The sequence below is a fragment of the Pseudoalteromonas sp. NCCP-2140 genome (assembly GCF_023708065.1).
In the GTDB taxonomy this organism is placed as follows: Bacteria; Pseudomonadota; Gammaproteobacteria; order Enterobacterales; family Alteromonadaceae; genus Pseudoalteromonas.
On sequence record NZ_BRCZ01000015.1, the window covers coordinates 40,515 to 63,534 of the forward strand.

At 42.1% G+C, this 23,020-nt stretch carries 17 protein-coding genes; 4 read left to right on the forward strand and 13 right to left on the reverse strand.

Annotated features, from left to right (window positions below; genetic code table 11):
• The first annotated feature begins 68 nt into the window (after positions 1-68).
• A complete protein-coding gene (locus NFU46_RS18980) occupies positions 69-1,841 on the forward strand; it encodes an ABC transporter transmembrane domain-containing protein (RefSeq protein ID WP_251604042.1) in 1,773 nt (590 codons plus the stop codon).
• Positions 1,842-1,902: 61 nt separating this feature from the next.
• Here NFU46_RS18980 and NFU46_RS18985 read toward each other — a convergent pair whose 3' ends face one another.
• On the reverse strand, positions 1,903-2,535 hold the full coding sequence (locus tag NFU46_RS18985; protein ID WP_054562840.1) for an OmpA family protein: 633 nt from the start codon (positions 2,533-2,535) through the stop codon (positions 1,903-1,905).
• Between the two features lie 80 nt (positions 2,536-2,615).
• Entirely contained in the window at positions 2,616-3,485 is an 870-nt protein-coding gene (locus tag NFU46_RS18990; protein ID WP_251604046.1) for an ABC transporter substrate-binding protein, read from the reverse strand.
• Positions 3,486-3,518: 33 nt separating this feature from the next.
• On the opposite strand from NFU46_RS18990, the gene chrA reads away from it, so the two are divergent.
• On the forward strand, positions 3,519-4,655 hold the full coding sequence (gene chrA / locus NFU46_RS18995) for a chromate efflux transporter (protein ID WP_251604049.1): 1,137 nt from the start codon (positions 3,519-3,521) through the stop codon (positions 4,653-4,655).
• Here chrA and NFU46_RS19000 read toward each other — a convergent pair.
• From NFU46_RS19000 to speA, 4 genes are read right to left on the reverse strand one after another with little or no spacing between them, the layout of a single operon-like run.
• Positions 4,652-5,902 (reverse strand): mechanosensitive ion channel family protein, encoded by a 1,251-nt coding sequence (locus NFU46_RS19000; RefSeq protein ID WP_058586162.1) that lies wholly within the window; start codon positions 5,900-5,902, stop codon positions 4,652-4,654. The genes chrA and NFU46_RS19000 overlap by 4 nt on opposite strands.
• Positions 5,899-6,822: an acetyltransferase gene (locus NFU46_RS19005; RefSeq protein ID WP_251604052.1), complete on the reverse strand. Its 924-nt coding sequence runs from the start codon at positions 6,820-6,822 to the stop codon at positions 5,899-5,901. The genes NFU46_RS19000 and NFU46_RS19005 overlap by 4 nt, the downstream gene beginning before the upstream one ends.
• Before the next feature lie 28 nt (positions 6,823-6,850).
• Entirely contained in the window at positions 6,851-7,729 is an 879-nt protein-coding gene (locus tag NFU46_RS19010; RefSeq protein ID WP_251604055.1) for an acyltransferase, read from the reverse strand.
• A gap of 21 nt (positions 7,730-7,750) precedes the next feature.
• On the reverse strand, positions 7,751-9,631 hold the full coding sequence (gene speA, locus NFU46_RS19015; protein ID WP_251604058.1) for a biosynthetic arginine decarboxylase: 1,881 nt from the start codon (positions 9,629-9,631) through the stop codon (positions 7,751-7,753).
• A 198-nt stretch (positions 9,632-9,829) separates the two neighbouring features.
• On the opposite strand from speA, the gene speE reads away from it, so the two are divergent.
• Positions 9,830-10,693: a polyamine aminopropyltransferase gene (gene speE, locus NFU46_RS19020; RefSeq protein WP_054562846.1), complete on the forward strand. Its 864-nt coding sequence runs from the start codon at positions 9,830-9,832 to the stop codon at positions 10,691-10,693.
• A gap of 55 nt (positions 10,694-10,748) precedes the next feature.
• Here the strand turns inward: speE and NFU46_RS19025 are convergent, their stop codons facing one another.
• The 3 genes from NFU46_RS19025 to NFU46_RS19035 form a co-directional block, all read right to left on the reverse strand.
• Positions 10,749-12,350, reverse strand: coding sequence for a methyl-accepting chemotaxis protein (locus tag NFU46_RS19025; protein ID WP_251604061.1), 1,602 nt, complete (start codon positions 12,348-12,350; stop codon positions 10,749-10,751).
• A gap of 74 nt (positions 12,351-12,424) precedes the next feature.
• Positions 12,425-13,654 (reverse strand): hypothetical protein, encoded by a 1,230-nt coding sequence (locus NFU46_RS19030; RefSeq protein ID WP_251604064.1) that lies wholly within the window; start codon positions 13,652-13,654, stop codon positions 12,425-12,427.
• The gene (locus tag NFU46_RS19035) at positions 13,641-14,258 is read right to left on the reverse strand and encodes a methylamine utilization protein (RefSeq protein WP_251604067.1); all 618 of its coding nucleotides are present in this window, start codon (positions 14,256-14,258) and stop codon (positions 13,641-13,643) included. The genes NFU46_RS19030 and NFU46_RS19035 overlap by 14 nt, the downstream gene beginning before the upstream one ends.
• 160 nt (positions 14,259-14,418) lie before the next feature.
• On the opposite strand from NFU46_RS19035, the gene NFU46_RS19040 reads away from it, so the two are divergent.
• Entirely contained in the window at positions 14,419-16,461 is a 2,043-nt protein-coding gene (locus NFU46_RS19040) for a glycoside hydrolase family 97 protein (RefSeq protein ID WP_251604070.1), read from the forward strand.
• 123 nt (positions 16,462-16,584) lie between these two features.
• Here the strand turns inward: NFU46_RS19040 and NFU46_RS19045 are convergent, their stop codons facing one another.
• The 4 genes from NFU46_RS19045 to NFU46_RS19060 form a co-directional block, all read right to left on the reverse strand.
• On the reverse strand, positions 16,585-17,823 hold the full coding sequence (locus tag NFU46_RS19045; protein ID WP_251604073.1) for a cysteine desulfurase-like protein: 1,239 nt from the start codon (positions 17,821-17,823) through the stop codon (positions 16,585-16,587).
• A gap of 9 nt (positions 17,824-17,832) precedes the next feature.
• Positions 17,833-18,465: a 2OG-Fe dioxygenase family protein gene (locus NFU46_RS19050; RefSeq protein WP_054552412.1), complete on the reverse strand. Its 633-nt coding sequence runs from the start codon at positions 18,463-18,465 to the stop codon at positions 17,833-17,835.
• Between the two features lie 195 nt (positions 18,466-18,660).
• Positions 18,661-21,258, reverse strand: coding sequence for a bifunctional aconitate hydratase 2/2-methylisocitrate dehydratase (gene acnB / locus NFU46_RS19055; RefSeq protein WP_251604076.1), 2,598 nt, complete (start codon positions 21,256-21,258; stop codon positions 18,661-18,663).
• A gap of 296 nt (positions 21,259-21,554) precedes the next feature.
• On the reverse strand, positions 21,555-22,625 hold the full coding sequence (locus tag NFU46_RS19060) for an OmpA family protein (protein ID WP_251604079.1): 1,071 nt from the start codon (positions 22,623-22,625) through the stop codon (positions 21,555-21,557).
• Positions 22,626-23,020: the final 395 nt, after the last annotated feature.

Below are 23,020 nucleotides of genomic sequence, written 5' to 3' on the forward strand. Positions count from 1 at the left end.
TTAATAACTGTTGATTTTTAGAGCATTGATAACCATATCTATACCCTATTCACCAACAAGAATCTAGCATGTCTAACAACAAAGAAAAGGCCGCATTTAGTAGCCTGTTACCGATTTTAGCTTTTATAAAACCCTATAAATGGGTGGTGTTTGCAGCCCTTGGCGCCTTGTTGCTTACGGCCGGTGTTAACTTGTCACTCGGACAAGGTGTTAAATTTGTTATCGACCATGGCTTTATTGCAGGCTCGCAAGCTCAGCTTCAGCAAGCGGTGATGGTGTTGATTGGTTTAATAAGCTTATTAGCGGTAGGTACTTTTTGTCGCTTTTATTTGATGTCGTGGATTGGTGAGCGAGTCAGTAACGATATCCGTAAAGCCGTGTTTGATCGCATAGTTACATTACACCCAAGCTACTTTGAAGAAAACCGCAGCGGCGAACTGATGTCGCGACTAACCACCGATACCACCTTGTTGCAATCTATCATTGGCTCCTCTTTTTCGATGGCATTACGTAGTAGCCTAATGCTGATTGGTGGCTTGGCTATGCTACTTATCACCAACCTAAAGCTAACTCTTGTGGTTGTTGCCTGCGTGCCGGTGGTATTACTGCCGATGATGATTTTTGGCCGAAAAGTAAGAAAGCTGGCAAGCTCAAGCCAAGATGCCATTGCTGATATCAGCACCTATGCTGGTGAGATCATTCAAAATATCAAAGTCGTGCAAAGTTATAGTCACGAAGAGCGTGAAAAAGCAGCATTTAGCGAAGAAACCAACAAAGCGTTTCAAGTAGCGAAGAGCCGAATCAAACAGCGCTCGTTTTTGATTGCAGCGGTTATATTTCTGACCTTTAGTGCTATTAGCGTGATGCTGTGGGTTGGTGGCAGCGACGTATTAGCTGGCACCATGACTGGTGGTGAGCTCGGTGCTTTTGTGTTCTATGCGATTATGGTGGCGATGTCTGTAGCAACCGTTGCCGAAGTGTACGGTGAGTTGCAAAGAGCAGCAGGTGCGGCAGCACGGTTGTTAGAACTACTCGCCGTTGAAAGCATGATCAAAAGTCCAGATACAAATCATGATGCGCAACTTGAGGAAAACAAGCTTAATCACCCTGCTATCCAGTTTAATGATGTGTCTTTTCATTACCCTTCAAGGCCAGATAAAGCCGCTTTAAATGCGCTTAATTTACAAGTAAAACAAGGGCAAACTGTCGCGATTGTTGGCCCGTCAGGCGCTGGTAAAACAACGCTGTTTGAATTACTACAGCGCTTTTATGACCCAAGCTCTGGGAGTATTTCGCTGGCAGGAATAAACATAAAAGCACTCTCTCTTGATTGCTTACGCCAGCAAATGGGGATGGTGGCACAAAACCCAATTTTATTTAGCTCAGACGTAATGCATAACATACGTTATGGCAACCCAAGCGCCAGCGACGAGCAAGTATATGCGGCGGCCAAATATGCCCATGCCGATGAGTTTATTAAGCAACTTCCTGATGGTTATCACAGCTTTTTAGGTGAGCAAGGTGTTAGGCTCTCAGGTGGGCAAAAACAACGCATAGTGCTAGCGCGCGCAATATTAAAAGACCCTGCAATTTTGTTGCTTGATGAAGCAACCAGTGCACTCGACGCACAAAGTGAGTTTCATGTACAAGCTGCTCTTGAGCATCTAATGAAAGACAGAACAACACTGATCATTGCCCATCGTTTAGCAACGGTTAAACACGCTGATGTGATTGTTGTGATGGATAAAGGAGAAATTATTGCAACGGGTACGCATCAACAATTGTTTGAAACTAATCCATTGTATAAACAATTGTGCGAACTACAGTTTAATCGAGATTAAGAAGGGAAATGTCAGGTTTGAAAGGGCATATCAAACCTGACCACAAATCTAGATGTAATATCTAACCTTGTGTATTCGGTACGATCTGAATTTCTACGCGGCGGTTTAAAGCTCGGCCATTTGCTGAGTCATTGCTCGCCACAGGACGTGTTTCACCATAACCTCGTGTGCTGATGCGTGCAGACATAATCTGATGATTAACTAAGTAATCTTTTACGCTTTGCGCACGTTGTTGAGATAGCGTCATATTGTAGCTATCTTTACCTGTGCTATCGGTATGACCTTCAACGCTTAAGTAGGTTTTTTCGTATTTGTTCATTACCTTAGCTATTGCATCTAGGGTGCTATGAAAGCCAGACGAAATATAAGATTGGTCAGTTGCAAAAGTAATATTTGATGGCATCACTAGACGAATATTGTCGCCTTCACGAACCACTTCAACACCTGAACCTGCTAGCTCATCGCGAAATGCTTCTTCTTGCTTATCCATATAATCGCCAACGGCTGCACCTGCTAATGCGCCAATAGCCGCACCAATAAAGATACGTTTATCGTCGTGGTCGCCAGTTGCTTTACCTAGTACTGCACCTGTAGCAGCACCAATCGCAGCGCCTTTACCTGTATTCGTTGTCTCACAACCTGTTAATAGAACGGCTAATACGCCCACTGTTAAAACTGATTTTGTAAAAGTCATGTGTCTCTCCATGGCAATTATTCAAATTGAATTGTTAACAATTATGAATGAACATCTATGAACAAATGATGAAGAAAGGGTTACTTATCGATTGCTACAGCAGTAACCGGAGGTAAGTTATAACTTTTGACCAATTCTGTTAAACGGCCATTGAGGACTAACGTATTGAGGCGGTCTTGAATTTTTTCGGCTAAACCCGAGCTTGCAAACTGCTTACTAAGGGCAATGTGACCATAAATAACATCTTTATAGCGATAAGGCATTTTTACGATATCTTGCGAAGGTCGCTGCAAAAACACTGAGGCATGATCAGCCGTGGTTTCAACAGCAATTACCAGCTCAACGCGGCTCTTTAATAACATATCAAACGCATTATGTTCGCTTAATGCTTCGACTTTGGTGAGTGTTTTATCCTTATCGAAACGAGGAAAGTGCGCAGCGCCTCGCATTACCGCAATACGCTTACCGACTAGGTCTTGATAATTGTTTATTTTAAGCTCGCTATCAGCTCTGGCATAAAACACAAAAGAAGATGACAGCATCATGTATGGTGGAGTAAGAAACTGCATTTTTTGCTCGCGCTCTTCTGTGCGAATAAGCCCGCCCATCACATCTAGTTCATTTTGCTCGAGCATTTTTAAACAACGAGAAAACGGGCAAGCGACATACTCAAGCTTAATTGGCAAGGTACGCTGTATTTCACGCATAATATCCACTATTACGCCACTGACTCTACCATCTTCAGAGACCATGCCATAAGGAGGCGCATGATCAACAGCCACCACAACTTTCTCAAAAGAGGTTGCAAATGCAAAGCTGCTGCAAAGTAATAACAATAAACTGGTAATATAGCGTTTCATAGTGATACTCATAACTACGTTCACTCGTTCTCTATATTGTAGACGGCCTTGTGTCATAAAAACCACAAAAATGTCATACAATTTTGTCATAATAGAAACAATCACCCTGTAACGGTAAAAGTAATGTTATTTATCATCTTTAAACAATTCTTTTTATTAGGCTGTATGAGCTTTGGCGGTCCTGCGGCACACCTTGGTTATTTTAAGCGCCACTTTGTTGATAATTTAAAATGGCTCACTGCTGAGCGCTATGCGCAATTGATTAGCCTAAGCCAAGCATTACCAGGCCCTGGTTCAAGCCAAGTTAGCTTTGCCATGGGGGTTGAAAAAGGAGGAATATTGGGAGGCCTGTGTGCATTTGTTGGCTTTACCCTGCCCTCATTTTTAATTATGTTCTTTTTGGCTCTTAGCGCTCACCAGTTTGGTGATATTTACTTTGCGGTCATTGCTGGGCTTAAACTCTTTGCTGTGGTGATTGTTGCCGATGCGACCTACAGCATGGCAATGAGCTTTTGCAAAAACCACTTACACAAGCTTATCGCGGTATTGAGCACGATTGCACTGATTGTATTCTCACAGTTATCGAGTCAAATTTTAGTACTGATTGCGGCTGCGGCCATAGGTTGGTTTTATCCTCAGCTTAAACTGCCAGAGAACCAAGAACATAAACCTGTGAAAATTGCTTGGTTACCGCTTTGTTTATTTACCGTCTTGTTACTGATTAGCTTTTTGCCTTTAGGCGAAGGGTTTTCTTTGTTTGCCCCATTTTACCAAACTGGCGCTATGGTCTTTGGTGGCGGCCACGTTGTGTTACCGATTTTACAAGCTGGCGTGCCGAGCCTTGAAACCGAGCAGTTTTTATCAGCTTATGCCAGTGCTCAGGCCATACCTGGACCGATGTTCACTATCGCCACATACTTAGGCGCACAAGTGTCGCCAAATACACCACTTTTAGGTGCCATTGTCGCGACCATCATGATTTTCTTACCGGGCTTTTTATTGATGTTAGCCTTTATGAAAAGCTGGCTACAACTAGCTGATAAGCCTCGCTTTGCGGGTAGTATTGCAGCGCTAAATGCCGCTGTTGTGGGTTTTTTAGCTGCCGCTCTTTATTCACCTATTTGGCAATCGGCAGTGCAAAACCTGTGGCAAGTAGCTTTAGTCATTGCGGCATTTACGTGGCTAAGAATGGCAAAGCCACCTATTTGGTGGCTATTGTTAGGTTTTATTGCACTGAGCGTGCTAGTTAGTCAGTTTTAAGTTTTTTCGCGCACAGGGTTAGCGACCTTGATACTTGGTTTTAGCCCTGTTTGAGCTTCGCTTGTACTTAACTGCCCAGTAACACTTTGATATGGTCTGAGTCCAAAGATTGGCAACACAGCAAGCAGGTGATCCATGATCTCTGCTTGCAAGTGCTCATATGAAATCCAGCGCTTATCTTCACTAAAGCAGTAAAATTCAATAGGTAAGCCGTGATTCATCGGTTGTAGCTCACGCACCATTAAGGTCAAATCACGATTAATTTTTTCGTGTTGTTTTAAGTAACCTTCAGCATAACGACGGAACAAACCAAGGTTTGTCACCGGATCGGGCAAGCTTGAAACACGAATATAGTCGTTAAGTGGAATAGCAGCATCAATTTGCTCTCGAAACGCATCATCAACCAAACGAATACTGTTCATATCAATGTTTAAAGCACGCTTGATACGACGACCACCCGACTCTTGCATACCACGCCAGTTTTTAAATGACCCAGCAACCAGCATATAGGTTGGAATGGTTGTGATAGTGTTATCCCAGTTACGTACTTTTACCGTATTTAAGCCAAGGTCGATAACCTCGCCATCCGCGCCATAGCTATCCACTTGGATCCAATCACCATAAGTCACTAATCGGTTAGCTGCAATTTGAATACTGGCGACAAATCCCAAAATGGTATCTTTAAATACGAGTAAGGTCACCGCCGCTATCGCACCAAAGCCAGACAAAATATAAGTTGGCGACTTCTCTAGCAAAATGCTCACAATGAGAATGGCGCAAACCATAAAAGTGATAAGTTTTACAACTTGGATCAAACCCTGAATCGGAATATCGCGGGCAAAATCAAGTTGGTTATAAATGCCACCAGCAATGCTCACCACACTACTTAAAATGAAGCCACCATAAATGATCAATGCAACTTGGCCTACGGTTTTCAAAACCAACGCTGCAACATCATGAACTGGGTAAACATAATCAAAGGTTGCCAAATACAGTACGCAGCACAATATACCCGCAAAACGACGATTCAGTTTATTGAGCATTGGAGTAAGCGCACCAATGCGCTCTGGAGACAGGCGTGTAACAACCTTTTGAATACCCGGCAGCAGCAGTCGACGAGTAAACATATAAATTAATAGTAATGAGCCAACGCCAATCGCTGTAGCCGTTAATGCACTTAACAGCGCCGCATCTGGCATTGATTCAAACCAAGGCATCACCAGCTCTTGCAGGTGAGTTTGCTTCATGGGGCTTCAACCTCTTTATTGATGTTGGCAAGGTACTCAGCTTGTTGGGCTTGATGATAAGTTAGTAGCTGAGCGTCTTTTTGCAACCATAACTCATTAATATGTTGTTGAAAAGCCGTTCTAAATGCACGGTCATGCTGATAATCACCAATCATCTCTGCGCTAATTGCTTGTACGTGCATTTCAACTTTGATCACATTAAGGCGGCCACGCATCAGGTTACGGCAAATATGATCACCCTCGCCTTGGTAAATAATCGAGGTATTTAATAATGCATCAAACTGTTCGCCTAACACCTCAAGGGCAAATGCAATACCGCCCGCTTTAGGTTTTAAAAGATAAGTAAACGGACTATTTTGCTTTTTGTGTTTTTGGCACGTGAAGCGTGTGCCTTCAACAAAGTTGATAATGGTTGTCGGGTGATTACGAAAGTCGCGGCAACTGCGCTTGGTGCGTTCAACATCGAGACCTTTCAGCTTAGGATTTTTTGCCAGCTGCGCTTTGCTAACACGTTTCATAAAAGGCATGCCCATGGCCCACGCACCGGTGCCAATGAATGGCACATACTTCAGCTCATCTTTTAAAAAGAATTTTGGCGCAGGTAAAACATCAATCGCACTTAGAACAACAATATCTAGCCAACTCATATGATTAGAGATAAGTAAATACCAACCATCTGTACTGACTTTGCCTTTAATATCAACATCTATTGTTGGGCAACCTAACCACAAAGCTAAGCGGTTACCTTTACACCAACCGCGATAAGCCGCATGAAGAATATCGCTAACCACTTTAAATGGCAGTATTAGTTTAAGCACACCAAACAGCAGCACAATCGTGCCCCAAATGATTACATTAGCAAACAAGACAATGCTAACTAGAACGCCTGTTAACCAATTTGGTAAAAATTTCTTTAACATAAGTGTGCTCTCAACTGCGTTAGCAATACTACTGCGATTTTGCTTCTAACTCGGCTAGCTGCTGGTTTTTTTCATTCCAAATGCGGTTTAATTCGGCTTGAAAGTTAACTCTAAACTCAGCATCACCGGTGTAATCACCGATTAAATTAGAGCTTACTTCCATCACTTCTACTCGCACTTCGACTTCTTTTACACGACCACTGGCAAAGTCTACAAAGCTAGGAATACCACCAGGGTAATGAATAGTGACATTGACCACTTTGGAAATTTGCTCACCCATTGCTTGCATAACAAACGCAACACCACCCGCTTTTGGCTTTAATAAGTGCTCAAAAGGACTATTTTGGCGCGAGTGCTTTTGCGGTGTAAAACGCGTACCTTCAACAAAGTTAACGATACTTACTGGCATTTCTTTGAATTTTTCACAGGCTTTGCGCGTGGTTTCTAAGTCTTTACCACGCAATTTAGGGTTTTTCTTTAACTGAGCTTTACTCGTGCGAGTCATAAATGGGAAATCCAATGCCCACCAAGCAAGGCCTAAAAAAGGAACGTAGATCAGTTCTTTTTTCAAGAAAAAGTTTAAAAACGGTATGCGGCGATTGAACACGCGTTGCATTACAACGATATCTACCCAGCTTTGATGATTTGCGATAACCAAGTACCAGTCTTTCGCTTTTAGTTGCTCAAGACCTGTCACGTTTAGCTTATATGAAGCAAAAATATTTTGGTTAATGCTGTTACAACTCACCCACATAGTGGCGCATTGCTTAGCTATCCAACTCATTGCTTTTTGTAGAGGCTTAATTGGGATCAGTTTAATCACGCCACAAATAAAGATGGGCACAAACCAAAAAAGTGTATTGAGGGTGTAAAATATAAAACTGAACACACAACGGATCATGGACATTACTACTTATTCCTTTAATGCTTAATCTTCAAAATACGTATAGCCAGCAAGGCCTGCATTTAGTTCTGACAAATATTGTGCCTTAGATTGCTCATCAATTGCCAGTGAGTTAACCCGTTTTGCAAAGTTTTCAGCAAGAATGTCGCTATCATAATCAACAAACTTTAATACGTCCTTAACGCTGTCACCTTTAATTGCGTTAGTCAGCTGATAACCCGCTTCAGTAAGCTCAACATGCACTGAATCTGTGTCGCCGAACAGGTTATGTAAATCACCTAAAATTTCTTGATACGCACCCACTAAGAACATGGCAATGTGGTATTGCTGACCTTGCTTGTACACAGGAATAGGTAAACTACTCTCAATACCTGTACCTTCAACATAGTTACGAATTTGTCCATCAGAGTCACAGGTAATGTCTTGAATAATAGCGCGTTGCGTTAATGGCTGATGAAGGTTTTCTACTGGCATCACAGGGAAAAGTTGCTGAATACCCCAAACATCTGGCAGTGATTGAAATAATGAGAAATTAACGAATAGCTTGTCGGCCAGTTTTTCGTTTAGATCATCTAACACTTCACGGTGGGCACGGGCATTTTCGCTGAGGGATGCACGAACGCGGTGTAAAATGGTGAAATACAGCTGCTCAAGCTTCGCCCATTCAAGCATAGTGAGTAGGCCATGCACATATTGGTCATGGGCTTCACTAAATAGATGCATTGCATCATGATAAATTTCTAGTGCCATACGTGGTGTTAAACGCTGTAAGCACTGCCACATTTCATCTAACACTAATACGCTGTCAGCCTCAGGCGCCGTTGGATTCGCATGGTTAGGTGCACGCTCAACATCAATAACATCTGTAATTAATACTGCGTGGTGCGCAGTTAACGCACGGCCAGATTCAGTAATAATGGCTGGGTGCTTAAGATCATGTTGTTGGCATACTTCAGCAAATGCATTCACTACATTACGTGCATATTCATCAACACTGTAGTTCATTGAACACGAACTACGTGAACCAGACCCTTCATAGTCAACACCTAAACCGCCACCAACATCAACTGTATTAAGTGGCACGCCTAACTGCGTTAACTCTGCAAAATGGCGGGCACATTCACGCAGTGCTCGATGAATATCACGGATATTGGCAATTTGAGAGCCGATATGAAAATGCACAAGTTGCATTAAATGGAGTTTATTACGTGACTTAAGTAGCTCAACCGCAGAAAGTACTTGGCCTGCAGTTAAACCAAATTTGCCTTTTTCACCACCGGTGTTTTGCCATTTACCTTTGCCTACCGAGTTTAAGCGAATGCGAATACCGATTGATGGCTCAATACCTAAGTCGTCAATTTCAGCCAATAAGGTGGTTAGTTCAGACAGTTTTTCTACAACAATATGAACCTTATGGCCCATGCCTTGACCGATACAGGCTAAACGTAAAAACTCACTGTCTTTGTAGCCATTACAAACAATGGTAATTGGCTCTTGTGCTACACCTAAAATCGCCATAAGCTCAGGCTTTGAGCCGGCTTCAAGGCCGACTAAACCACTTGGATGAGCAAGTAGTTTACTAACCACAGAGCGCTGCTGATTAACCTTGATTGGGTAAACACAGGTATAACTACCTTGGTATTCACGGGCATTACAGGCTTTGGTAAAAGCACTCGTTAGGGTATCAACACGATTTTGTAAAATGTCGGTAAAGCGTACTAGTACAGGTAAAGTAAGACCTTGCTTTTTGAATTGCTCGGTTAGTTCAGATAAAGACACCGCAGCTTTTGTTTGATCGCCATCAGGGTAAGCCACCAGCTCACCTTGTGCGTTAATGTCAAAGTAACCGTCACTCCAATGAGCAACATTGTATGTATCGCGTGCTTTGTCTAAACCCCAAGTCATGGCAATGTCTTCTGTAATTTCATTAAATATAAACGCACATTTTAATACGCTAGAGCTGACCACGCTAACAAAAATTGCGCTATATGCCAAAGTGATAAAAAATATTCGCTATACTGATTAAAATTTGATTGAGCAATTGGTCAAGCACTGGCAAAATTGCCCCCCTTTTTTACCATTAACCAAAAGTGTATAAGCAAGATGGCTAATTTAGATCAAAACAACTGGTTCACTGAAATTAGTGACCGTGATGGTAGTGCCTTTTCATTACGCATTACTAAAAAGCTTGATGAACAGCAATCGCCATTTCAAAAAGTAGAAATGTACGAAACAACTGACTTCGGTAATCTGATGATTATTGACGGTTGTACTATGGTAAGTAGCCGTGAAAACTTTTTTTATCACGAGATGATCAGCCATCCGGCATTGCTTGCACACCCAAATCCAAAAAATGTTGTGATCATTGGTGGTGGTGACTGCGGTACTTTACGCGAAGTTTTAAAACACCCAGGTGTTGAGAGCGTAACGCAAATTGATATCGACGAAGTCGTGACACAAATGTCACTTAAATACTTCCCTGAGCTGTGTGAATCAAACCAAGATCCTCGCGCAACAGTGATGTTTGACGACGGCATCAAGTACATGCGTGAAGCAGCGCCAGAATCAATCGATGTAGTAATTGTTGATGGTACAGATCCAGTTGGTCCGGGCGAAGGTTTATTCAACCACGCTTTCTATACCAGCTGTTTAACTGCACTTCGCCCGGGTGGCATCTTAATTCAGCAAAGTGAATCACCACTAATGCATATGCCACTATTGGTCGAAATGCGTGATGCAATGACAGAAGTAGGTTTTGTTGACCTACAAACGCTGCCTTTCCCACAGCCAATTTACCCAAGCGGTTTATGGTCAGTAACCCTTGCTCGTAAGTCAGAAGCATTCGCAGGGTTTCGTGAAGATGATGCAAATACACTGGCGCAAAGCACTGAGTACTATAATGCAGGTATTCACCACGGCGCATTAGCGACACCAAATTATATGAAGCGTGCTTTTGAGAAAAAGTAAGCGTTTTAGTTAGATGTAAAAAAGGGCTCATTGAGCCCTTTTTTGTTAGCTTTAATTACACTTTAAATCGATTCACTAAGTGATTGAGCTCATCAGTGAGTTGGTTCATACGATTAGCCACTTCTTGTGTTGAACTTGCTAAGCCGCCCCCTTGTTGGGTTTGGTCATTTAGGTCTGATAAATTTTGACTAATTTCATCTGCTACAGCAGTTTGCTCTTCAGTCGCTTGCGCTGTCTGCATCGCCATATCATTTACCTTAACTGATGACTCTTGCATTGAGTTAAGCACATCATTAGTTTGTGTGAATGACTCAACCGCTTCATCGGCATAGCGCTTACCACTGTTAATAGCTTGCAGTGACTGCTCAACGCTGGTTGCAAACTGCTCCACCATAGTTTGAATGTCATTAGTACTCTCTTGCGTGCGAGTTGCAAGGGTACGAACCTCATCAGCTACTACCGCAAAACCTCGCCCTTGTTCTCCGGCGCGGGCCGCTTCAATTGCTGCATTCAGTGCAAGTAGGTTCGTTTGCTCAGCAATAGCACGAATAACTTCAAGCACTTTAGCAATGTTGTCTGAGCTTTGTTGCAACTCAGTTGAACGCTGGCTGGCATGATCCATGTTGTCTGATAGCGCAATAATTTTACGGCTTGAATTATCAACCGCAGCTAAACCTTGTTTAGCTAGCTGCTGCGAATTATCAGCTTCATGAGATGAGTTTTGCGCCACATTAGCTACTTCGCGACTTGCTACACTCATTTCATGTACAGCACTGACTATCGACTCAGAAGCTTGGCTAAGCTTTTGGTTAACTTGATGGTTTTGATTAGCAAAGTTATCTAAGTCGTTACCTAGATTATGTAGCTCTTTCGCTTGCTCTAAAATGTCTTTGATTAACTGCTGCAGATTATCTAAAAAGCGATTAAATGCGGTTGCTAACTCGGCAAATTCATCTTGCGTTTTAACATTGATACGACCTGTTAAATCACCATCTCCAGAGGCTATCTCGTTAATCCGCTCTGTGACAAAGTTAATTTGTTTTGTAAGCTGACGCGGCACAAAATAACTAAACCACCCAGCAACAGCTAAAACCACTACAATCATCACCATAAGCATCACTTTAAAGCCCATTACTTTATCCATCAGCTTTTCTGTTTCTGCTTGTGAGGTTTTGTCTGCCGCTTCTCCGGCTTTATCTAAAATATCACGTAGTGACGAAAAGCTTTGCTCCGACGCTTGTTTTTGTGAAGCATTTTCTGGGTTATTAATATAAGCTGTTGATGCTCCATACCAAGCATCAAATGCGCTATCAAAGTTACGAAACTGACCAGTCACCTCAGAGTATGGCGACATGTAAGATAAATATTGCTTAAATCGCTCTTTAACTTGCTCGGCATTTTCTTGATGGTCAGTAAGTTGGCCCTTATTCCCTTTCATTTGGGTAACCAGTTGCAGCTCTGCCACTTTAGCTTGGTACAAGTCTCGGTCAGCATTAACAACCACAGAAACCGCATTTAAGAAGCGTTCTGATTGTGCATCAATCGCTTCTTTTTGAAGGTTAATTAGATAGGTATAGCCAGCAATTAAAATGACGATAGCAATGCCGAGTAGCACAATAGGCAAAGAACTTTTGACGCGAATGCTTTGTAACTTCATACATTATCCTAATTTAAATTCTAATCAGCACGTTCATTAGAATGTTAGTAGAAAAACTGAAAAAGTGTATGAAATTAAAAGTGCCAACTCGCTGAAAGTTGCAATTGCTGCTGCGAGTTATGCTCATTAAATCCCATACCGGGTCTATTTTGAGCGTCACTGCTCAGCACTGAATATTCAGCACCTACTTGCCACTTGGTCGACAGTTGATAACGCCAACTTGCGGTTAAAGCTTCTCCACGACTTTGGTTAGGATCAAATTGCCAATCATCATGATCGCTAACCTTAAAATAATCATACCTAATTGTGAGACGATGCTGGTCCAACTTGTGACTTAATAGAACAAAATGACTATAAAAATCATTGTCTACCCCACGATTTGTACCCATCGCTGTTTTACCATCAAGGAGCTGTACAATAATGCGGGTTTGCTTATTAAACTTATACAACCATGCCGCACTTAAAAAACGTGTATCCCACGCATATTGACCAGTACGGGTATTCAACGCACCTGGATCGCCATTGTTGTCATAATAATAAACACGTAATTGCGATTTTTTTTGATAATCCCAATGTGCACCGACGTAATAACCAAAGCGCCCATCGACTTCTTCGAAAGGCTCCACATACTCAGCTTGCTTATCTAACTGCGTCCACTCAAAAGAATGTGGAATAGCAAAGTCGATTTGTTCATTGAACGTGGTTTGCCTGTCATGCATAGCGAATCCTCGCCATGACAGGAGTGTTCCCGCTGGATCGTTACCTTTAAAAACCGCAGCAAAGCCTTCAAAACTATGGTTACTTCTAAATTTTCTACCTGGGCGCTTGATGCTTGCCTCTAAACCAAAGGCCCGCACCTCCTCGCCAATCCAGCTATTAATCGCAGAATTAGTGTAGTTATAAGGTGACATCCAACCACTTTGTGGGTTTTCAAGTGACATTTTTGGATAAAAGCCACCCGCTTTAACAGCCCATTTGTAACGACTTGCAGTGAGCGGTTGATATTGTAAATAAGCCTGAGTAAAACCGACTGTTAGTCCAGGATCAGGATGGGCGTTAAGCACTGTATGCGCAGACCAATCACTCGTTAACTCAAAACGACTACTCAGCATAGCTTGGGATATCACAACACCATCATGCTCTTGGTCATAACGGTATAAACCAATTCCTTTGCGTTGATAGCTCGCTAGTTGGTCACCATGCACAGCCGAAACAGTTACCAGTCCATCATGCTCAGCAAATGCCACTGCGGGCAACCCAAAAACACTCGCCAATGCTAAAGCTTGCCATTTATTCATAATCATCAAACTCGTCACTGCTTAATTCTAGTTTTGGTAATAAGGCTTGTTTTAGCTGGTAGCTCAATGACTTTGCATTGTTAGTCATATCGATGGTTTCTGGTATGCTGATATCATTAAAGCGGTCATGCCAAACAGCCAAAGTAAACTTACCTTCTGGTAAGCTTAACTCAACCATACCTTGCTCATCTGTTTGCCCATAAATACCCCCATCGACAACAACAATGTAACCCAGCATCCAGTCATGAATGTTACAGCCAAGCTCGACAACCCCCGATTGTGCAAAGTTAATCGGTTTTTCTGGTTTATCGTGGTAAAGCTTTAACTCAAATTGCTTTGTTTTAGAAAATGAATAAACGTGGTGCATGATTGAGTCAAGGTTAGGAAACTCAACATTAGCCCCTTGTGGCACTGCCAACACATGAGGCACAAAGGCACGTTTTTTTTGGCTCATAGTGTAATGACTATCAAGAACTGTATCTTGTTTTGAACCTTTAAGCCAAACCACGGCATTTTTGACAGGTTGATTCTGCTTATCAACTATCTGTACTTGCTGTGCCAATAAACATTGACTAAACAATAGTAGTAGCAACAGGGTTATTCTTGTCATTTTGCTAAACCTTTTTAGGTGCTGGGCTGGATATCGCCGCGTTCACTTTGTTGAATACGTATGCAGATCTCTCGTATTAACCAGCAAGTCACTTTATGCTTTAAGGATATATGTGAATACATGACAACAATCCATAACCATAAGCCGCCAAGGAACAACAATGCGATTAACTGCCTTAATGTTAGCAGCCTTTTCAGGTACTTGCCTAGCACAAACCACAACCGTCAGTTCACCTGATGGGCAGATCAAAGTAACTATCTCAGATGAGCAACACACACCTAGCTACGAAATCAGCTTTGCCGGTAAACAAGTCATTGCTAACTCTTCGTTAGGGCTTGTTTTTAAACAACAACCAGCAATGAGTGAAGGTTATAAAATTAGCAGCCAAACCACTGATTCGGTAAAAAACAGCTGGGAGCAACCTTGGGGTGAACGCCAAACTGTGGTTGATAACCATAACGAAGTCGCTGTTACCTTTAAAAAACCACAGCCACAAGGTGGCACGTTTACGGTACGTTTTCGTGCTTTTAATGATGGCGTAGGCTTTCGATACGAATTACCAAAACAAGCTGGTTATGATGATGTAGAAATCACTAAAGAGCTTACAGAGTTTGCTATTACAGATTCATCAGATGCAACAGCTTGGTGGATCCCCGCTCGTGGTTGGAACCGTTATGAATATGTTTATAACACCACCCCACTTCATAAAGCGGCACTTGTGCACACACCATTTACTATAAAAAATAAAGAGGGTGTGCATATCAGTATTCACGAAGCTGCCCTTGTTGATTATGCAGGCATGGTTTTAAATCAACGTCGTGATGGTACCTTCCAAGCCGATCTAACACCTTGGTCAGACGGTGTAGCGGTCAAAAAACAAGGCGCATTTAATACTCCTTGGCGTACAATTCAAATTGGTGATGAAGCCGTTGATTTAATCAACTCAGATATCATCTTAAACCTAAACGAACCAAATAAACTGGGTGATGTATCTTGGGTTAAACCAGGTAAATACGTAGGTATTTGGTGGGGTATGCACATCAAAGAAAATTCTTGGGGTAGCGGTAAAATCCATGGTGCAACCACTGCAAACACTAAATATTACATGGACTTCGCTGCTAAATATGGCTTCGATGGCGTGCTAGTCGAAGGCTGGAATATTGGCTGGGATGGCGACTGGTTTTATAACGGTGACGTATTTAGCTTCACACAACCTTACGACGACTTTGATATTGAAGAGCTGACACGTTACGGCAAAGAAAAAGGCGTACAATTAATTGGTCACCACGAAACGTCGGGCAACGTGACCAACTACCGTAACCAAATGGAAGATGCATTTGCGTTATACGAAAAATCAAATGTAAGCCAAGTTAAAACAGGTTATGTCGCTGACGGTGGTAACATCAAGCGCATCGATGAAAACGGTATTGTACGCAAAGAGTGGCACGATGGTCAGTTCATGGTTAATGAATACCTACACAACGTAAAACTTGCTGCAAAACATAAAATTAGTATCAACACGCATGAGCCTGTGAAAGATACCGGCCTACGTCGTACATACCCGAACTGGATTGCTCGTGAAGGTGCCCGTGGTCAAGAGTTTAACGCATGGGGTACACCGCCGAACCCACCAGAGCACATTCCAATGCTAGCTTTCACCCGTATGCTTGCAGGCCCAATGGACTTTACTCCAGGTATTTTTGATATGGGCTTTAACGGTTTAGGTGCTGATACCAACCGCCCACAAACGACCCTAGCGAAGCAATTAGCGCTATACGTTGTAATGTACAGCCCTATTCAAATGGCCGCAGATTTACCACGTAATTATTTAGCGAAGCCAGATGCATTCCAGTTTATTCAGGATGTACCAACTGATTGGCAACAAAGTATTGCACTACAAGGTGAAGTTGGCGATTTCGTTGTATTTGCACGTAAAGAACGCAAGCGTGATCAATACTCAGGTAACGACTGGTATCTAGGTGCAGTTACAGACGAAAAAGCTCGCACTTTAGAAGTGAAGTTAGACTTCTTAGATAAAGGTAAAAAGTTTGAAGCGCAAATCTACCGTGACGGTGACAAAGCTGAATGGGTAAATAACCCTTACGACTTAAAAGTAGAAAAACGCATAGTGACTGCTGATGATAAGCTAACATTAAAGCTTGCCACCAGCGGCGGCACAGCGATTCGATTTAAAGCAATCTAAGCTGTAAGTTTTAAGCTTCAAGAAAAAAGAGCGCGGCATTTGATGTCGCGCTTTTTTATTGTCATAAAAAAGCAGCCCACTCGGGCTGCTTATAACTTAAGATTTGAAGCTAAAAACCCGGCTTTAATCTGCTAGTAATTGATCAAATAAATCAAAGACTTTATCAAGCTCTTCAATAGTGTTGTAGTGCATACAACCAATGCGTACTACGCCGCCGGTTTCTAATACACCTAGCTGCTTACATAAGCCTTGGGCGTAGAAGTTTCCATCCCACACACAAATATGTTGCTTACCTAAAAATTCAGACACAACACGTGGTTCGATGCCTTCAAACGTTAAAGCAAAAGTCGGTGTGCGGTAAGCTACACGCTCTAGATCATCAATACCAAATAACTTGATGCGTGAGTAATCTGCTAAACGCGTTAAGAAATGCTTACTTAATGCCATTTCGTGTTGTTTAGTAATCGCAAATGCAGCCGCAAGTTTTTCTCGGCGTGAATGGCTGTCATCAAGCTCACTAATTGCAGCAATGTAATCAACAGCAGCAATTAAGCCAGCTAGCGCTTCAAAGCTTTGTGTACCCGTTTCCCAGCGACCTGGCGCAACATCTTTTGCAGGTTCAACTTTATATGGTGTGAAACCTTCAAGGTGCTCACGTTTGCCATAGACAATACCAAGGTGAGGACCAAAGAACTTATATGCCGAGCAGGCTAAGAAGTCACAATCAAGTGCTTGTACATCTACAAGCTCATGAGGTGCGTAATGAACGGCATCAACATACACTAGCGCACCAACAGCATGTGCAAGCTCTACGATGCGTTTAATGTCATTAATTGAACCAGTGGTGTTTGATGCATATGTCACAGCAACAAGCTTTGTTTTGCTAGATAAAAGGCTTTCAAAGTGTGCCATATCTAGGCTGCAATCAGCTTCGTTGATAAGGGTAGTTTTTACTGTCGCGCCTTTATCTTCAGCAGCTTGCTGCCAAGATGATACGTTTGAGAAGTGATCGGCATTGGTGACGATAATTTCATCATCAGCAGTCCAATCACGTGAGATAGCACGGCTAAAGCTAAACGTTAAACTTGTCATGTTTGCACCAAACACGATTTGCTCTTTAGATGGTGCATTTAATAAATCGGCTGCAGCTTGGCGAGCATTTGCCATTAACTCTACCGTTTTATCACTTGAGAAAAATGCACCGCCTAAGTTTGAGTTGTAGTAACCCAAATAAGCAGTCATAGCACTTAAAACTGACTGTGGTACTTGCGAGCCACCTGGGCCATCAAGAAAAATCGGTGACTGACCTGCAACTTGTTGCATAAGTGCAGGAAATTGGCGACGTAATTGCGTTAAGTCCATGAGATACCCTTACGCAGTTAGTACGAAGCAATCAAGGTAACCTTCTTTGCTTGCGTCTAATTTATTCATTGGTGTAGCGTTGTGCCATACTTCACGGTCATTAATCAGTGCGAACATGCCGTCTTTGATTTCCATTTTGAAACATGGCTCAGCTTGTTGGTGTTCATACACAAGTAGCTCACCACCTTCTAAGTTTTCGTGTGATACACCACATACACATACGTGATCAAAACCATCTTGGTGAACACCTTCAGGTGCAGCTGGAGTGTCACTGTCGATCGCAAGCATTCTGAATTGGTGAATTTCAATAACGCGATCATCGCTAATACCCGTCATATCGCGGAACTGATTAACGATTTGCTTCATACCATCAGTCGCTAATAAGCTATCTTCTAGATTTTCGTAGGTACGCTCAACATTACCTTGGAAGGTATTGATTGAGTCATCTTGCACAAATGCTTTTGTTGGTTGTAGTTTTAATTCACCATCAACAACTTTGATTACTGAATAACGACGCTTACGAAATTCACCATCTGCGTATGGGTTTGCAGGTAGGTTAGCAAAAGAAGGCTTTACTGCATCAATATGCGCTTGGCTTACAAAACGAAGCTGTAGAAGGTTCTGGTTGTTTAATGTAGTCATTTAGATCTCGCCTTAATACGTTGAGAATATTGGCGAGGATTTTAATGCAATTGGTGGGAAATTTTTGCGTTATTATGTAAACAGCATTGATGGTTTATGTAGTTTTAAGATCAGATAAAGAAAAAATTTAGATTTTTTATCTAAAATAAAAAGCCCGCTAAATGCGGGCTTTCTTGTCATTTAATTTATCTAAAATTAAACAGCTTGCTGAACGATTACTTGGTCTGCCTTTTTAGTGTATTGAGGCATACGGTGGAAGTTCAGGTAACGATAAGTATCAGCTGCAGTTGCATTGATCTTATCTGCATACTCTTGGTACTCAGCAGGTGTAGGTAATTTACCTAAGATTGCCGCTACTGCTGCAAGCTCTGCTGATGCTAAGAATACGTTAGCGCCAGTACCTAGACGGTTAGGGAAGTTACGCGTAGAGGTAGATACAACAGTTGCTTTATCAGCAACACGTGCTTGGTTACCCATACATAGTGAACACCCTGGAGTTTCGATACGTGCACCTACGCGACCAAAGATACCGTAGTAACCTTCGTCAGTAAGCTGGTCTTTATCCATCTTCGTTGGTGGTGCAACCCAAAGTTGAGTTGGGATACGGCCACTGAAACCATCTAGTAGTTTACCTGCTGCACGGAAGTGACCGATGTTAGTCATACAAGAACCGATGAATACTTCGTCGATTTTCTCGCCTGTTACGTCTGAAAGAAGACGTGCATCATCAGGGTCATTTGGAGCACAAAGAATTGGCTCTTTAATTTCTGCAAGATCGATCTCGATTACATGCTTGTACTCTGCATCAGCGTCAGCTTCCATAAGTTCAGGGTTAGCTAACCACTCTTGCATTGCATTGATACGGCGCTCAATCGTACGAACATCACCGTAACCTTCAGAGATCATCCACTTAAGCATTACGATGTTTGACTCTAGGTATTCAGCAATAGACTCTTTAGAAAGTTTAACTGTACAACCTGCCGCTGAACGCTCAGCTGATGCATCAGAAAGTTCGAAAGCTTGCTCAACAGTTAGGTGCTCAACACCTTCGATTTCTAGTACGCGACCAGAGAATTCGTTGATCTTACCTTTCTTCTCAACTGTTAGAAGACCTTCTTTAATGCCGTAGTAAGGGATAGCATGAACTAGGTCACGTAGTGTGATACCTGGCTGCATTTCGCCTTTGAAACGAACTAAGATTGACTCAGGCATATCAAGAGGCATTACACCAGTTGCCGCTGCGAATGCTACCGCACCTGAACCCGCTGGGAATGAAATACCCAGAGGGAAACGAGTATGTGAGTCACCACCAGTACCTACTGTATCTGGTAATAGCATACGGTTTAACCATGAGTGGATTACACCGTCACCTGGACGTAGTGATACACCACCACGGTTCATGATGAAATCAGGAAGTGTGTGGTGAGTGTTTACGTCGATTGGCTTAGGATAAGCTGATGTATGACAGAAAGACTGCATTGTTAGATCTGCAGAGAAACCTAAACATGCTAGATCTTTAAGTTCGTCACGCGTCATAGGACCTGTTGTATCTTGCGAACCAACAGTTGTCATTTTCGGCTCACAATATTGACCAGGACGTACGCCAGGCATGTTACATGCTTTACCAACCATCTTCTGAGCTAATGTGAAGCCTTTACCAGAATCAGTTACAAGAGCAGGCTTGCGGAAGATATCTTCAGCTTCCATACCTAGTGATGCACGCGCTTTATCAGTTAAACCACGACCGATGATTAGTGGAATACGACCACCAGCACGCACTTCATCAAGAATTACGTCTGATTTAAGAGAGAAAGTAGAGATTACTTCATCAGTACCATGACGCTTAACAACACCTTCGTATGGGAAGATATCGATTTGGTCACCCATGTTTAGCTCATCAACAGGTAGTTCGATTGGTAATGCACCAGAATCTTCCATTGTGTTGAAAAAGATAGGCGCGATTTTACCGCCTAAACATACACCACCAACGCGTTTGTTTGGTACGTGAGGAATATCATCACCCATGAACCAAAGTACAGAGTTAGTTGCAGATTTACGAGAAGAACCCGTACCAACTACATCACCAACGTATGCAAGAGGTAAACCTTTCGTTTTAAGCTCTTCTAGTTGTGTGATTGGACCAACTTCACCTGGTTTTTCAGGATTGATACCATCACGTTCGTTCTTCAGCATTGCTAAAGCGTGTAGTGGAATATCAGGGCGAGACCATGCATCTGGTGCAGGTGAAAGGTCATCAGTATTTGTTTCGCCAGTTACTTTGAATACGGTAACTGAGATTTTTTCAGCAACTGCAGGCTTGTTTACAAACCATTCTGCATTTGCCCAAGATTCGATTACTTGTTTAGCAAATTCGTTACCTGCTTTCGCTTTTTCTTCTACATCGTAGAAAGCATCGAACATTAATAATGTGTTTGATAAACCTTTAACAACGATTGGCGCTAACGCTTCGTCATCTAAAAGTTCAATCATAGGTGCGATGTTGTAACCACCTAACATAGTACCAAGTAGCTCAGCTGCTTTTTCTTTTGATACAAGTGGAGAGCTCGCTTCACCTTTTGCAACTGCAGCTAAGAAACCTGCTTTGATGTAAGCAGCATCATCAACACCCGGTGGTACGCGGTTAACTAGAAGATCAACGATAAACTCTTCTTCGCCTGCCGGTGGGTTTTTGATTAATTCAATAAGATCAGCCGTTTGCTGAGCATCTAATGGCGCTGGTACGATACCTAACGCGGCACGTTCTTCTACGTGTTTACGATATTCTTGTAGCACAATATTGCCCTCTTGGTGACGTGAAAGTACTCGGTAGTATTAAGCTAAATACCAATTAAGACCCAGCACTTATAGTATTCTGACGGTTAATTATAAAGCTTTTAAGTATAGATGAAAATCCATGCTGTAAGTAAGGAGTTTAATATTCACTATAAATAACATGAATAGTACTAGAAAAAAACGCTATTCAAATGAATATTTATTAAGAATCATTCCTATCTAACCAATGCCTAGTGCTTAGATAAGAAAAAACCCAGCACTAGGCTGGGTTTTTGAAATTTGCGTAAAGGGTTAGATTAACGCTCTACTTTAACACGCTCAATTACAGTTACTTTCGCTTCAACACGACGGTTTTCAGCGTGTGCTTCTGGCGTATTTGCTGGATTTTTAAGGCGCTCTTCACCCATACCAACAGTAGTTAGACGCATTGGATCAATGCCATCTTCAATTAGTTTCTTAGCTACCGCATCAGCACGTTTCTTAGATAACCACTTGTTGTAATCAGCTTTACCTACTGATGAAGAGTGACCCTCAAGCACTACGTCTGTACCTGGGTGCTCTTTTAAGAACGCAGCAGCAGCATCAATATCATCTAGGTATTGTTGAGATACTTTAGATGTATTGTTAGGGAACGTAATTAGTAGACTCTTAGTAACTTCACGATCTTCATAAAGCGTACAGCCTGTGCCGTCAACAGCATCAGTCATAGGTGTGTTTGCACATTGGTCATCAGCATCAGGGATGTTATCACCATCGCTATCTACTGGTTCAACTGGAACAGGAACAACTGTTGGAGCTGGCTCTACTGGCTCAGCTGGTTCGCTTTGATCGCCAAAGATATAGCTTAAGCCTAATTTAGCACCAACATCTGTGTAACCACGGTCAAGACCTTGATATAAAGACGTTTCTGCATTAAATGCAAAATTATCAGTAAAGTAGTGTTGGTAACCAGCACCTACGTTTGCGAACATCAGATCTTCATCAACAGCATCAAGGTTTTTCAAACCAAAAATACCGTAAAATGGGCCACCGCCAAAGTGATATAGGCCATCGATACCGTAACGCTTACCACTTTCAGAGCCACTTACAGTGGTACCAGCTGTCGTTTCAGCTGTCCAGTCAAAATCCATATCAGCATACTCTAAGCGAGCACTCCAATAATCACTGAAACGATAACCAAGCTCTAAACCCCAGCCTGTAGAGTCATCTACATCTAAACCGCCAGGTGGGTAGTCACGGATATTTTCCCAAGAGTTATCATAATAATCGCCAAATGCGCCAATATAAAAACCTTGTTTTTCAGCAGCGATACCAGAAGCACTTGTTGCAGCAAGCGCTAAAGCTATAGTTAGTGATTTTAGTTTCATGTTTCATTCCCTTCCATTTTAGTAACTAAAGGCTGTGTAGCCTACACTCAGTCAAGATAGATGATGAGTAATTAATCCAAACTTAATAAACTCAAACAACTAGTAAATTTTTATAATTCCGTAGCATCAACTAAATACAGCGACATAAAGCACCTTAATAATCCATGTCGGACTGGTGCAAATTACACATCATTAAAAATAATTATATTACCTAATGATAATTCAACAAGGTAATTAAGTACCATACTACAATATTTTGATCTTTGATTAGGTGATTCATATCAATATACGATGCTTATTACGTCGAAAATTGGTACAAACTAAAACTAAGGTTAACGTGTTTCTTTGGAAAGTAAACATTGATTTTTTTATTTAAAAAAAGGCCGGGCTAATAA